The 12798-nt window shown below is 64.1% G+C and carries 11 protein-coding genes and 2 pseudogenes; 8 read left to right on the forward strand and 5 right to left on the reverse strand.

Features of this window, described 5'->3' with window-relative positions; genetic code table 11:
• Positions 1 to 22: 22 nt before the first annotated feature.
• Entirely contained in the window at positions 23 to 1261 is a 1239-nt protein-coding gene (locus MB84_RS20790; protein ID WP_046289727.1) for an MFS transporter, read from the forward strand.
• A gap of 83 nt (positions 1262 to 1344) precedes the next feature.
• Here the strand turns inward: MB84_RS20790 and MB84_RS20795 are convergent, their stop codons facing one another.
• Together MB84_RS20795 and MB84_RS20800 are read right to left on the reverse strand one after the other, a co-directional pair.
• Entirely contained in the window at positions 1345 to 2205 is an 861-nt protein-coding gene (locus tag MB84_RS20795; RefSeq protein ID WP_046289728.1) for an arylamine N-acetyltransferase family protein, read from the reverse strand.
• A 15-nt stretch (positions 2206 to 2220) separates the two neighbouring features.
• Positions 2221 to 2757 carry a glyoxalase superfamily protein gene (locus MB84_RS20800; RefSeq protein WP_046293092.1) on the reverse strand — a complete coding sequence of 179 codons (537 nt, stop codon included), beginning with the start codon at positions 2755 to 2757 and terminating at the stop codon, positions 2221 to 2223.
• Between the two features lie 329 nt (positions 2758 to 3086).
• Between MB84_RS20800 and zapE the strand changes: the two genes are divergently transcribed.
• Positions 3087 to 4133 (forward strand): cell division protein ZapE, encoded by a 1047-nt coding sequence (gene zapE, locus MB84_RS20810; protein ID WP_046289730.1) that lies wholly within the window; start codon positions 3087 to 3089, stop codon positions 4131 to 4133.
• A gap of 4 nt (positions 4134 to 4137) precedes the next feature.
• On the opposite strand, the gene MB84_RS20815 is transcribed toward zapE, so the two are convergent.
• The gene (locus MB84_RS20815) at positions 4138 to 5031 is read right to left on the reverse strand and encodes a LysR family transcriptional regulator (protein ID WP_065225812.1); all 894 of its coding nucleotides are present in this window, start codon (positions 5029 to 5031) and stop codon (positions 4138 to 4140) included.
• 120 nt (positions 5032 to 5151) lie between these two features.
• On the opposite strand from MB84_RS20815, the gene MB84_RS20820 reads away from it, so the two are divergent.
• Positions 5152 to 5928, forward strand: coding sequence for an NAD(P)H-dependent oxidoreductase (locus tag MB84_RS20820; RefSeq protein ID WP_046289732.1), 777 nt, complete (start codon positions 5152 to 5154; stop codon positions 5926 to 5928).
• Between the two features lie 79 nt (positions 5929 to 6007).
• On the opposite strand, the gene aceE is transcribed toward MB84_RS20820, so the two are convergent.
• Positions 6008 to 8683, reverse strand: a complete 2676-nt coding sequence (aceE, locus tag MB84_RS20825) for a pyruvate dehydrogenase (acetyl-transferring), homodimeric type (protein ID WP_046289733.1) — start codon at positions 8681 to 8683, stop codon at positions 6008 to 6010.
• Between the two features lie 182 nt (positions 8684 to 8865).
• On the opposite strand from aceE, the gene MB84_RS20830 reads away from it, so the two are divergent.
• Positions 8866 to 9327 (forward strand): MarR family winged helix-turn-helix transcriptional regulator, encoded by a 462-nt coding sequence (locus tag MB84_RS20830; protein ID WP_046289734.1) that lies wholly within the window; start codon positions 8866 to 8868, stop codon positions 9325 to 9327.
• A 27-nt stretch (positions 9328 to 9354) separates the two neighbouring features.
• On the opposite strand, the gene MB84_RS20835 is transcribed toward MB84_RS20830, so the two are convergent.
• Positions 9355 to 10581: a transketolase-like TK C-terminal-containing protein gene (locus tag MB84_RS20835; RefSeq protein WP_052652630.1), complete on the reverse strand. Its 1227-nt coding sequence runs from the start codon at positions 10579 to 10581 to the stop codon at positions 9355 to 9357.
• A gap of 102 nt (positions 10582 to 10683) precedes the next feature.
• On the opposite strand from MB84_RS20835, the pseudogene MB84_RS20840 reads away from it, so the two are divergent.
• The 4 genes and pseudogenes from MB84_RS20840 to MB84_RS31725 all read left to right on the forward strand — a co-directional run.
• Positions 10684 to 11379, forward strand: a pseudogene (locus MB84_RS20840) (glutathione S-transferase family protein).
• A 13-nt stretch (positions 11380 to 11392) separates the two neighbouring features.
• Positions 11393 to 11719 carry a DMT family transporter gene (locus MB84_RS20845; RefSeq protein WP_046289735.1) on the forward strand — a complete coding sequence of 109 codons (327 nt, stop codon included), beginning with the start codon at positions 11393 to 11395 and terminating at the stop codon, positions 11717 to 11719.
• A 93-nt stretch (positions 11720 to 11812) separates the two neighbouring features.
• A complete protein-coding gene (locus tag MB84_RS20850) occupies positions 11813 to 12427 on the forward strand; it encodes a pyridoxamine 5'-phosphate oxidase family protein (protein ID WP_046289736.1) in 615 nt (204 codons plus the stop codon).
• Positions 12428 to 12643: 216 nt separating this feature from the next.
• Positions 12644 to 12757: pseudogene (locus MB84_RS31725) on the forward strand (hypothetical protein); the annotation flags it as partial.
• Positions 12758 to 12798: the final 41 nt, after the last annotated feature.

Here is a 12798-nt window from a genome sequence, read left to right on the forward strand (position 1 = left end):
CTTCCTACTGGAGCCTTACGTAATGAGTTCCGCTCAGATTTCGAATGCCCCCGACGCGAGTCGTGCCGCCCCCCGCCCACAGCCGGAATTGTCCGCACGACTGATTCTGTTGCTGGCAACGGGCACGGGCCTGACCGTCGCCTCGCTGTACTACGCGCAACCGATGCTCGGCATCATGACCGACGACATCCACGCGGCCAACACGACCGTGGGCTGGGTGCCGACGCTCACCCAACTCGGATATGCCCTTGGGATTCTGCTCCTCGTGCCGATGGGCGACATCATCGACCGCCGCCGCATCGTGCTCGTCAAAGGTGCGATTCTGACGCTGGCGTTATTGCTGGCGGCGTTTGCACCGGGTATCGGCACCTTGCTCGTCGCGAGCCTTGCCATCGGCCTGACGGCGACGATGGCGCAGGACATTGTGCCAGCGGCGGCCACCCTCGCCCCCGAATCGATCCGGGGACGCGTCGTCGGCACCGTCATGACCGGCCTGCTGCTCGGGATTTTGCTCTCACGCGTCGTGTCGGGCTTCGTCGCGCAGAATTTCGGATGGCGGGCGATGTATGTGGTTGCAGCGATCAGCGTGGCGGCCTTCGGGGTGGTGGCATGGCGCAGTCTGCCGTCGTTCCATCCGACGACGCAGATGTCCTATCGTCAACTGATCGGCTCGGTCGCGAGTCTGTGGCGTCGCCACCCGGCGCTGCGCCGGGCGGCCTTCGCACAGGCCTTGCTCTCGGTCGGCTTCAGCGCGTTCTGGTCGACGCTGGCCGTGATGTTGCACGAAGCGCCGTTCCATCTGGGTGCAGCCGCTGCCGGTGCATTCGGGCTGGCGGGTGCTGCCGGTGCGCTCGGTGCGCCGATTGCCGGTCGCATTGCCGACAAGAAGGGCCCGCAGATCGTGACGCGTCTGGGCGCAGGTCTGGTGGCCGTGTCCTTCGCGGCGATGCTGTTCGCGCCGCTGCTGAGCCCGCATGCCCAGTTGTGGCTGATCGGTCTCGGTGCGATCGGCTTCGACCTCGGCGTACAGGTCGCCCTGATCTCGCATCAGACCATCGTGTACGGGATCGAACCCGCTGCCCGCAGCCGTCTGAACGCCGTGCTGTTCGTCTGCGTGTTCATCGGCATGTCGCTCGGTTCGGTGCTTGGCTCGCAGGCACTGGCGCATTGGGGCTGGACGGGCGTCGCATCGCTCGCCACGCTGTCCGCGCTCGGCGCACTGGCCGTGCGGATGTGGCCGGGCACGACGTCGGCACATTGATGCGCGCCTTTTGAAGGAGGCATGAAAGAAGAGCCTTGCAGACGGACGGTTTGCAAGGCTCTTTTACTTTGGGCTTCCGTGGCTCAGCGCACAACCGCTTTGGCAGCACCCGCGAGCGCTCGCGCGAACAACTCGTCGGTATCGACGTCGGCCAGATTGAGGCCGAAGCGCCCGCCCAGCACGTCGACCAGATGCAAGGCCGAATCGATCTTCGTCTCGGCGATCACGTCGCCCTTCGGGCCGCGCTCGACAAGCTTGGTATCGAGCAACGCGAGACGCCCCTGCGGCAACACGCGGCACGCCATCAGGTGATTCGTAAAGATCGAGTCCGGTGCGCTCGAGGTGTACCAGTTCCCGAGCTTGTAATCGATCCACTCGGCGGGGCGCGGCGCGAAGCGATACGTCGGCAGCCATGTCTGCGCCGATTTCACGCTCAGACGATATTCGCCGACGGTGTGACCGTCGCCCGTCGGCACCGGCGTCAGACTGAAAATTTCGAGCGGCGTGGCCTGCTCGCCCGACGCGTTCAGACGCAACGGCGCCGTCAGCGTGACCGAGCCGAAGCCCACGTCCGCCAGCCACGATTCGCCGTCGAGTTCGATGCGCAGCAGCATATGCGTGAGCGGTGCTTCCGCTTCGAAGGTGCGGCCCCAGCAAACGCGTCCGATCAGCGGCGTGACGTCGAACCCGAGATACTTGAGCGCACTCGCAAACAGCGCATTCTGCTCGAAGCAGTAGCCACCGCGTTCGCCGTCGACCAGCTTGGCGACGACCGATGGCAGATCCACGTTCACCGCTTTGCCGCGCATCGGATCGATGTTCTCGAAGGGAATCGCGAGCGGATGCAGCGAATGCACCGTGCGCAACACGTCGAGCGTGGCTTCGCGGGGGCCGGTATAGCCGATGCGCCGGAAATAGCGCGCGGGATCGAAATCTTGGGTCATACCGGCCTTCCTTTGTCAGTCGTTCGATTCGCAGAAGCGAATGCGGTTATTGAACGGATCCGTCACCGTCATCTGCTTACCCCAGTCGAGTGCTTCGATACCGGGATTCATATTCGGATAGCGCTTGCCCGACAAGTCGCGCTGATAGGCTTCGACGCCGCGCATGAAGACGAACGTCGTCGCCCCCGGGCTGGCATCGCCGAAGTGGCCGGACAGGTGCAATGTCATGCCTGCGCGCGAGACCTGACAGTACAGCGGCAGTCCGTCGGCAAAGCGATGCTCCCAATCGATCTTGAAACCGAGGAAGTCGACGTAGAATTCGCGCGCTTTCGCTTCGTCGAAGATCCGGTGAATCGGGGCGACGGTGTCGAACACGATACCGTCGCCGACCGCTGCAGCGGCCACTTTGGCGGCAAGCACGTTCCAGTTAGCAAAGCCGAACTGTGCAGCGACGGATTCCAGTGCCTGTGCGTGGGAGATGTCGATGCCCTCGCGTGCGAGACGTTCGCGCAGGGACCTGGCCATGATTTTGGCGTCGAGAAAGGTTCGCATGTTAGCCATCCTTGATAGCGTTCAATGGCGACGCAGTCGATCAGTGCTCGCGTTGCTGATGCGCGTCGCCCGCAGAACGGGACGGACATGCGATGCCTGCGATGCTTTCACCGGCCCCGGATCGGGTGCGAGCGGCAGGCAGCATCGGCCGTGCGGCAATTCTAGCAGCAATCGCAGGCCGCAGAAGACCGCCGCCGCGATGCCGAAATGCGATGGCGGCGCACGAAATTCCGTATTGGCCTGCCATGCAGCGCGCCGGTATAGTGGCGCTCGTCGGCCGAGCGCATGATCCCCATGCATCGGCCTTTGCCTTCCGAAGTCCTGCGTCCATGATCGACGCCGCGCGTATCACGCAAGCGCTGGCCGAGCGCCACATCGCCCCCGACCGTCGTCAACGCGACGCCATCGCCCTGCTCGCAAGCCTCTCGCCCCCCGGCGCACCGCGTGGGACGACGACGCATGACGGCGTGTATTGCTACGGCCTGCCCGGACGCGGCAAAAGCCTGGTCGTGGATGCCGCCTTCGCGGTGGCCGAAGGCGAGAAGCGCCGGGTGCACTTTCACGAATTCCTGCGCGACATGCACCGTCGGCTCGTGCGCGAGCCAAAGTGCGACGACCGGCTCGCAGCGGTCGCCAACCGCTGGCTCGATGGCGTCGAACTGCTGTGTTTCGACGAATTCCACGTCCACGACATTGCCGACGCCTTCCTCATCGGACGCTTTCTCGACATCGCGCTCGCGCGCGGCGTGCGACTGGTGCTGACATCGAACTACGCACCCGCCCACTTGTTGCCCGACCCTGAATTTCACGAGCGTTTCGAGCCGACCATCGCCGTGATTCTTCAGCGCTTCGCCATCGTGCATTTCGACGGCGCGACCGACTACCGGATGGGGGGTGATGCGGCGTCGATGCCACGCTGGCTTGCGCCGCTGGCAGCCGCGCATGAGGTCCTGCCCGCGTGTTACGAAGTGCTGGAGGGCCGCCCGGCAAATGCCCCGTCGGACGTCACGGTGGCCGGTCGCGCCCTGGCGGTGCGCAGCGCAGGCGAGCGCGTGGTGTGGGCCGACTTCGAGGCGCTGTGCGTGGCCCATCGCTCGCATCTGGACTACCTCGGTCTGGCCGAGCAGTGGCAAGCGCTGATCGTCGACGAACTGCGCGTGGAGCAGTTGCGCCGCCCGGACACGCTGCAACGCTTTGTCTGGCTCGTCGACATTTGCTACGACCGTCAGCGAACGCTGCTGATCGCCTCCGACGCCCCGCTCATTCCCGCCCTCGATGCGCTAAGCGACTGGCGCGATCTGTCGCGCACGATCAGCCGTCTCGCGGAGATGGGATCGCGGGACTACGAGCGACGCACGCTGACGCCTGGTCGCTGAATCGTCACACCACGCTGGCAAGGGTTTCCCGCAGCCAGCGATGGGCCGGGTCGCGGTGCACGCGCTCATGCCAGTACATCGAAATCTCGAAGCCGGGCAGACCGAGCGGCGGGACCATGATTTGCAACGCAGGGTCGTCGCGCACGAGACGCTCCGGGGCCATCGCGACGAGATCGGTGCTCGCGAGTGCCGCGCGCAGGAACAGGAAATGCGGCACGGAGAAAACGACACGTCGCGACAGGCCCATTGCGGCAAGCGCGTCGTCGGTGGCGGCGTGAAAGCCGCCGCCGTCCTGCGAAACGATGCTGTGATCGAGGGCGCAGAACTGCTTGAGTGTCGGGCGACGCTTGAGCTTCGGATGCCCCCGCCGTCCCGCCAGCACGTAACGCTCGGTGAAGAGCGCCTTGCGGTGCAAGCCATCCGGCGCGTTCTCCGTCGTATGAAAGGCAACATCGATGTTGCCCTGCTCAGCCTGACGCGACAGCCGTGAAGGGACCAGATCGTAGACCGCCAGCCGCGTCTTCGGGGCTTGCGTGCGCAGGCGTTGCATGAGCGGCAGGACAATCGTCGATTCGGTGTAGTCGGTCGCGGCGATGCGCCACGTCACATCGGCATTCGCCGGTTCGAACGGTGCTGCCGGGGCAACAGCCCGCGTGAGCGATTCGAGCGCTTCGCGCAAAGGTTCGCGCAGCGCCTGCGCCCGCGCAGTCGGTCGCATGCCGCGCGGACCCGGCAGCAGCAACGGGTCTTCCAGCACCTCGCGCAGCTTCGCGAGATGCACGCTCACCGCTGGCTGGGAGATGTGCAACCGCTCGGCCGCACGTGTGACGTTCAGCTCGGCCAGCAGTACGTCGAGCGTGACGAGCAGATTCAGATCGAGACGTCGCAAATTAACCATCGTTATACCTGCCATATCAGGAATTCATTTCCAATATACCGCGTGCGTCTCTAAGCTGCATTCATCCCCATCCGAATGAAGCGATGGATCGAATACGCCGCAAGGCCACGGAGTCTGAAAATGAATGTCCTGATCGTCTACGCCCATCCCCAACCACGCTCGCTCAATGGTGCGCTGCGCGACTTCGCCGTGCAGCATCTGGAGGCTGCCGGTCATCACGTGCAGGTCTCGGATTTATACGCGATGCAGTGGAAGACGACCATCGACGTGCACGACGCGCCGCAACGCAATCCGGCTGAGCCGTTTCACGCGTCGCTCGACTCGAAGCAGGCATTCCTCGACGGCACGCAGCGCGCCGACATCGCCCACGAGCAGGAGAAGCTTCGCTGGGCCGATACGGTGATCTTCCAGTTCCCGCTGTGGTGGTTCTCGATGCCCGCGATCATGAAGGGCTGGTTCGACCGGGTGTATGCGTATGGCTTCGCCTATGGCGTGGGCGAGCATTCGAGTGCGCATTGGGGCGACCGCTACGGCGAAGGCTCGCTGTCGGGCAAACGCGCCATGCTCGTGGTGACGACCGGCGGCTGGGACTCGCATTACAGCGCGCGCGGTATCAACGGGCCCATCGACGATATCCTGTTCCCGATTCAGCACGGCGTGCTGTTCTATCCCGGCTTCGACGTGCTGCCGCCGTTCGTGACGTTCCGCTCGTCGCGGGTCGACGCCGAAGCGTTCGCCACGATCACGCGCGACTTCGGCAAGCGTCTGGACACGCTCGCGACGATTGCGCCGATCCCCTATCGTCGCCAGAACTTCGGCGATTACGAGATTCCTGCGCTGACGCTCAAGGACGAGATCGCCACCGGCGTGACGGGATACGCCGCACACGTCGCCTGACGGCCAAACGTTCAGGTGAAGCGCGACACGCCCCCGCACCGCGCTTCACCTTCGCGCTGCTTGCTTCTCTACTTCCCCATCAAACCGTTGCCGGGTCCAGCTTCTCCGGATCGATACCGTACTTGCGAATCGCCTCGGCGACACGCTCGCGCGGCACGCGCCCCTCGTCGGCCAGCGCACCGAGCGCCGCCAGCACGATGAAGTGACGGTCCACCTCGAAGTACGTGCGCAGCGATTCGCGTGTATCCGAACAGCCGAAGCCATCCGTGCCGAGCGTGACGAATCGACGCTCACGCACGAACGGACGAATCTGGTCGCCGACGATCTTCATGTAATCCGTCGCGACCACCACCGGCCCCGTGCGATCCGCCAGACATTGCTGGACGTACGGCACACGCGGCGTCTGGTCCGGATGCAGCAGATTCCAGCGCTCGACGGCCAGCCCCTCACGACGCACTTCCGTCAGGCTCGTCGCACTCCAGAGATCGCTCTGCACGCCGAAGTCGTCGCGCAGCAATTCGCTCGCCGCCATGACCTCACGAAGAATCGCACCACTGCCCATGAGTTGTACGCGCGGGGCATCGGCCTTTGCGTCGCTTTCGCGTAGCAAGTACAGCCCCTTGAGAATGCCCGCTTCCGCGCCTTCGGGCATGGCCGGGTGCGCGTAATTCTCGTTGAGCAGCGTGACGTAGCAGTAAACGTCCTGATCGTCGACGTACATCGGCTTCATGCCGTCGTGCAGAATCACGGCGAGTTCGTACTGGAACGTGGGGTCGTACGCGACGCAGTTCGGGATGACGGACGCGAGCACGTGGCTGTGACCGTCGTCGTGTTGCAGACCTTCGCCCATGAGCGTGGTGCGACCGGACGTCGCCCCGAGCATGAAGCCACGTGTACGTGCGTCGCCAGCGGCCCAGGCGAGGTCGCCCACGCGTTGCAGGCCGAACATCGAATAGAAGATATAGAACGGGATCGTGGCGAAGTCGTGCGTGCTGTACGACGTGCCCGCCGCGATCCACGACGCCATCGCCCCCGACTCGTTGATGCCTTCTTGCAGGATCTGACCGTCGAGCGCTTCCTTGTAGTAGCTGAGTTGCCCGGCGTCCTGCGGTGTGTAGCGCTGTCCCTGGAACGAGTGAATGCCGATCTGGCGGAATAGCGGCTCCATGCCGAACGTGCGCGATTCGTCGGGCACGATAGGAATCACGCGCTTGCCGATTTCCTTGTCCTTGAGCAACGTCGTGAGGATGCGCACGAACGCCATCGTCGTCGACATCTCGCGCTCGCCCGAATCCTTGAGTTGTGCGGCGAAGGTGCTAAGCGGCGGAATGGCAAGTGGCGCGCGCAAGCCGAAGCGCGCAGGCTGATGACCGCCCATCGCGGCGCGTCGCGCCGCGAAGTAACGACCTTCGGGACTTTCCGGATCGGGGCGCAGATACGGCATCTCAGCCAGTTGCTCGTCGCTCACCGGCAGATCGAAGCGGTCGCGGAAGGCGCGCACCGCGTCGGCGCTCATCTTCTTCAACTGGTGATTGACGTTCTGCCCCTCGCCGACTTCGCCCATACCGAAGCCTTTCACGGTCTTGGCGAGAATGACGGTCGGACGCCCCTCCGTCTTCATCGCCTGCGCGTAAGCGGCGTGGACCTTCAGCGCGTCGTGTCCGCCGCGTGCGAGTTGCCAGATCTCGTCGTCGCTCAGATGCGCGACCATCGCCAGCAACTCGGGCGACTTGCCGAAGAAGTGCTCGCGCACATAAGCCCCGTTCTGCGATTTGAACGTTTGATAGTCGCCGTCGACGCACGCCATCATCCGCTCGCGCAGCAGACCGTGGACGTCCTTTTCCAGCAACGCGTCCCAGCCGCTGCCCCACACCACCTTGATGACGTTCCAGCCCGCCGCCCGGAACGTGCCTTCCAGCTCCTGGATGACCTTGCCGTTGCCGCGCACGGGGCCATCGAGCCGTTGCAGGTTGCAGTTCACGACGAACACGAGATTGTCGAGACGCTCGCGTCCGCCCAGCGAGATCGCGGCGAGCGATTCAGGCTGATCCATCTCACCGTCGCCAAGGAACGCCCAGACTTTGCGGCCCTGATGCTGCTTCAGCCCACGGTATTCGAGATAGCGCATGAAGCGCGCCTGATACGCGGCGGTGATCGGGCCGAGACCCATCGACACCGTCGGGAATTGCCAGAAGTCGGGCATCAGACGCGGATGCGGGTACGACGAGATCCCACTGCGCCCCGCTTCACGACGGTAGTTATCGAGCTGCGCCTGTGTGATGCGGCCTTCGACATATGCGCGTGCATAGATGCCCGGTGCGGAATGCCCCTGCACGTAGATCATGTCGCCGTCGAACGTATCGGTGCGGCCACGGAAGAAGTGGTCGAAGCCAACGTCGTACAGCACGGCCGCCGACTGGTACGTCGCGATGTGGCCACCCACGTTCGAATGCTTGCCCGCGCGCAGCACCATCACCATCGCATTCCAGCGGATGAAGGCGTTCAGACGACGCTCGATGGCGAGGTCGCCCGGGTACGCGGGCTGGCGCGACGTGGGAATCGTGTTGACGTAGTCGGTCGTCGCACGGGTATGAAAGTCGCCGTGCTGCGCGAAGTCCCACGCGGCAAGACGGTCGATCAGGAAGTGGGCGCGCGAGCGACCTTCAACGGTGGTGACGCCTTCGAGCGCGTCGAGCCATTCGCGCGTTTCCTGGATATCGGTGTCGGCACCCGCCGCCACTGGCAATTGAGTCATGACATGTCTCCTTGAGATCACGAACCACAGTAGGGATCGCGACGGGGGTTCGCGATAGCGATTACGAGAGCAATAAGCGAGCAAAAAGTGCCGAATGGATTGCATTTGCAATCGTCGTGCCGGTCATTCTAGCCATGTACAATTGCATCTGCAACTCACATGCGACATCGACAAGGACATTCATGAGCACGCCTGACCCCGATCTTTGGTTCTCCTTCGTGCGCGCGCACCGCACAATGATTCGCGAGATCGAGCGCCGTCTGGCGCAGGCCGACCTGCCCGCCTACGCCTGGTACGACACGCTGTGGGGGCTGGAAAGCGGCCCGCAAGGCACGCGGCGCATGCACGAACTGGCCGACGTGCTTGCCATCGAGCGCTACAACCTCACGCGCCTGATCGACCGTCTGGAGCAGGAAGGGCTCGTGACCCGCATGCGCGATCCGGACGACGGACGCGCGGCCTACGCAACCATCACCGACAAGGGACGCACCCTTCGCAAGAAGATGTGGAAGGTCTATCAGTCCGCCGTGGCGGAGTTGTTCCTGAGTCAGTTTCGCGAGAAGGACGTCGCGCCCGTGGCCGAAGCGCTGGATCGGGCGAGTACGGCAGCGAAGGCGTTTCTGTCGGAGACCAAGGCGCGATAGGCCCAGTGGGGCCTTCCGTGCGCGATTTCAGACCACACCGTAGCGACGCGTGGCGTCTGCGATACGGGTACGCGGCAACGTGCCCTCGTCCACCAGCAGACGCAGCGCGTTGAGTACGATCCATCGCACGCCCGGTGCGTCCCCGGTGCCTAAACGCTCGCCGCTGTCGTCCGTCGCTGCCCCGATGTCGGTGTCGTCGCTGCCCAGTGCGGCAAAGCGAGCCGGTACGAACGCGCCGATCTGATTGGCGATGTGCCGGGCGTAACCGGTGACGGCCAGCACCGGCGCACTGGCGTCGCCAAGACATTGCACGAGATGGGGCACGTCCGCAGCGGCATCCGGGCCGTGCAACGCCATACGCTCGGCCTCGCACGCCTCGCGCGCCAGGCGCGTGTAGCTCGGGCAACTCCACACCTCGCACGCGACACCCCAATCGAGTTGCAGCCAGCGCGCGGCCTCCAGCACATTCGCCAACGCCCTGCCCGCCCCGCACAGTCGAACGACGTAGGGAGGATTTGTGTCGGGTAACGTACGCAGGCGGTACATCCCTTTGAAAGCATTGCGCGCATCGCTGCGCGTGAGTGCACGCGACGGCGCGAGGGGGACTTCATGCGCGCTCAGATAACAGAAGCCGGATTCACCGCGCACATACAGCGCGTCGAGTGCCGCGCATAGCAACGCCTTGAGCTCATGCGCCGACGCCGGATCGTACGGCAGCCATTCGGCCTGCGCCGCGAGCCACATCGGCAATTCCGGGCGAACGCGCTTGAACCGGTCCGGCGACCATACGGTGGCGTCGTTGAGGAAAATGCCGCGCCGCCCTGCCCCGGCGTTCTGAGCGTCTTTCAGTCCGGCCGCTTCGATACCCGCGCTCAACACACCGCGCAACGTCGGCGAATGCAGCAGGTATAGCAACGGACGTTCGCGTGCCGGCGCCGAGCGGAACCACGTGACGATGGCGCTCGCAAGCGCCACAGGTTGGCTGTTTCGCTTGCGCTTCGACGCCGGATCGCGGGGCGGGGGTGGTGCGATCTGCGCATCCGAATCGACGATCCAGACCTTGTCGGACGTCTCGCCTTCCGAAAGCGCCCGTGTCAACGACGCGAGCGCACCGGATGGCGACACCGGCGTCTGCCCCGCACTGCGCACGGCGCGCAGCTTGCCGATGCAGGCGAGCGCCGCCTGCCGCGTGGCCTCGTCTGGCGCGCTTCGTCCGTCCTTCGCGGCACGGCCCCGGCTCCCCCATTCCCTCATGGCATTCCTCACATCTTGTGATTCGTCGTGGAAACACATACGATTGCAATTGCGATCATTGTATTTGCAATCGCAAATCAAGACAACGTCCTGAGGAATGCCATGAACGTCAAGAATTCCATCCACCCGCCGCTCACCTTCTACACCGCCAACACGCCCAACGGCCTGAAGGTCAGTCTGTATCTGCACGAAGCCGGTCTGGACCATCGACAGGTGAACGTCGATCTCTCTGCGGGAGAACAGAAGCAACCCGCGTTTTTGTCGCTCAATCCGAACGGCAAGATCCCGGTGATCGTCGACCACGAGCGCGATCTGACGGTGTTCGAGTCGGGCGCGATCCTGACCTATCTCGCGACGAAGACCGGCGTGCTGCAACCGATGACGCAGGCGAAAGCGATAGCCGTGAACCAATGGTTGCACTTTCAGATCGGCGGCATCGGCCCGATGCTGGGTCAACTCTGATGGTTTCTGCACGGCGCCAGGACGCGCAACGCCGAGGCCATCGAGCGCTATCGCAAAGAGTCGCTGCGGCTGATCGGGGTGGTGGACATGAAGCTGGCCAGATCGGCCTATCTCGCAACGGACGAGTATTCGATTGCCGACATTGCCGCCTTCGCCTGGCTGCGTACGCACGACGAACTCGACCTCGACCTGACGCCTTTCCCCGATGTGCGGCAATGGCTCACGGACATCGAGGCGCGTCCCGCAGTGCAAAAGGCGATTGCGGCCAATCGCGGCGCGTCCGAAGCGTCCGAAGCGTCCGAAGCGGCCGAGGCGGCCGAAGCGAAGGAGGCATGACACGATGAATGCAATGGCCTGGATTTACCTGCTACTCGCGGCGGCACTTGAAATCGCCATGGGGCTCGCGCTCAAGCTGGGTCAGGGCTGGACGCGCGTGCTGCCGAGTGCGCTCGCCATTGCCGCCGCGCTCGCCAGCATCTACCTGCTGGCGCTGGCGTTGCGTGCGCTGCCCATCGGCACGGCCTATGCCATCTGGACCGGTATCGGGACGGTTGGACTGGTGGCCATCGGTGTCTTCTGGTTCGGGGAATCGCTGACGTGGAGCCGCGTCGGCTTTCTGACGCTGGCCATCGTGGGCATTGCCGGACTGCGGTTCTCGGGAGGGGATGCCGCCTGATGTGCGAATGTGTGCAATGACTGCCGCACGCGCGTCAATATCACCCTCTATACTGCCCGGTGTAACCGACACCGGAAGTGATGAGGCCATGACATGAATCACGATGTGAGCAGCGTCGAACAACTCGAAGCGATCTACGGCGAGCCGGGCGAACGCGCGGTCTGGAAGGAACTGACCTACCTCAACGAGGACTACCAGGCGTTCGTGAAAGCCTGTCCGTTCGTGGTGCTGGCGTCCGTCGGCGACGAAGGCACTGACTGCTCGCCCAAGGGCGATCCGGCCGGCTTCGTCCAGATTCTCGACGAACGCACGCTCGCCGTACCGGATCGTCCCGGCAACAATCGCATCGACAATCTGCGCAACATCATTGCCGATCCGCGCGTGTCGCTGCTGTTCCTCATTCCCGGCATCGGCGAGACGTTGCGCGTGAACGGCCGGGCGCGCATTTCGGTCGACCCCGACCTGCTTGCGCGCTTCGAAGTGAACGGCAAGCTGCCCAAAACGGTCATCGTCGTGTCGATCGATCGCGTGTATTTCCATTGCGCGAAAGCCATCGTCCGCTCTCATCTGTGGGATCAGGCGACGCAGATCGCGCGCGAATGTCTGCCGAGCACCGGTGCGATGCATCGACGTCTGAGCGGCGGTCATTTCGACGCAGAGACTTACGACCGGGACCTTCAGAAGAACACGGCTGCCGGTCTGTATTGACGGATGAAACGTCGGGCCACGTAAGCGCTTCGGCACCGCATTGTGTCAGCGGCGGTACCGTGGGCATCATCCGTTCGACGGTGAACCCGGCAGCACGAGCAGCAGCGACGGCATCGACGCACAGGCCAACAGCGGCCGGGTGCGACCTGCGTCCGCGGTGCGACGTTCGACAGCAGCCTCGCGAAGACGTGGTACGAACTCGGCGCAGGCGTCGAAGCGACGCTGGGCCGCACGTCCCCGCTGTACGCCGGTGTGAAGTACGCGCGCAACATGGGCGGCGACTACCGTCGTAACGTCTATGGACAGGTCGGGTATCGGTATCGCTGGTGATGCCCAATGCGACGTGCCGGACGGCACGTCGCGTCCGTGAA

This window comes from Pandoraea oxalativorans (genome assembly GCF_000972785.3).
In the GTDB taxonomy this organism is placed as follows: domain Bacteria; phylum Pseudomonadota; class Gammaproteobacteria; order Burkholderiales; family Burkholderiaceae; genus Pandoraea; species Pandoraea oxalativorans.

Excerpts from the sequence above, each read along its gene's own strand:
- MB84_RS20800 (WP_046293092.1), bottom strand. The coding sequence starts at position 2,757 with ATGCGAACCTTTCTCGACGCCAAAATCATGGCCAGGTCCCTGCGCGAA.
- MB84_RS20845 (WP_046289735.1), top strand. The coding sequence starts at position 11,393 with ATGGCCTGGATTTACCTGCTACTCGCGGCGGCACTTGAAATCGCCATG.
- MB84_RS20815 (WP_065225812.1), bottom strand. The coding sequence starts at position 5,031 with ATGGTTAATTTGCGACGTCTCGATCTGAATCTGCTCGTCACGCTCGAC.
- MB84_RS20850 (WP_046289736.1), top strand. The coding sequence starts at position 11,813 with ATGAATCACGATGTGAGCAGCGTCGAACAACTCGAAGCGATCTACGGC.
- MB84_RS20820 (WP_046289732.1), top strand. The coding sequence starts at position 5,152 with ATGAATGTCCTGATCGTCTACGCCCATCCCCAACCACGCTCGCTCAAT.
- MB84_RS20830 (WP_046289734.1), top strand. The coding sequence starts at position 8,866 with ATGAGCACGCCTGACCCCGATCTTTGGTTCTCCTTCGTGCGCGCGCAC.
- MB84_RS20790 (WP_046289727.1), top strand. The coding sequence starts at position 23 with ATGAGTTCCGCTCAGATTTCGAATGCCCCCGACGCGAGTCGTGCCGCC.
- MB84_RS20795 (WP_046289728.1), bottom strand. The coding sequence starts at position 2,205 with ATGACCCAAGATTTCGATCCCGCGCGCTATTTCCGGCGCATCGGCTAT.
- zapE (WP_046289730.1), top strand. The coding sequence starts at position 3,087 with ATGATCGACGCCGCGCGTATCACGCAAGCGCTGGCCGAGCGCCACATC.
- aceE (WP_046289733.1), bottom strand. The coding sequence starts at position 8,683 with ATGACTCAATTGCCAGTGGCGGCGGGTGCCGACACCGATATCCAGGAA.
- MB84_RS20835 (WP_052652630.1), bottom strand. The coding sequence starts at position 10,581 with ATGAGGGAATGGGGGAGCCGGGGCCGTGCCGCGAAGGACGGACGAAGC.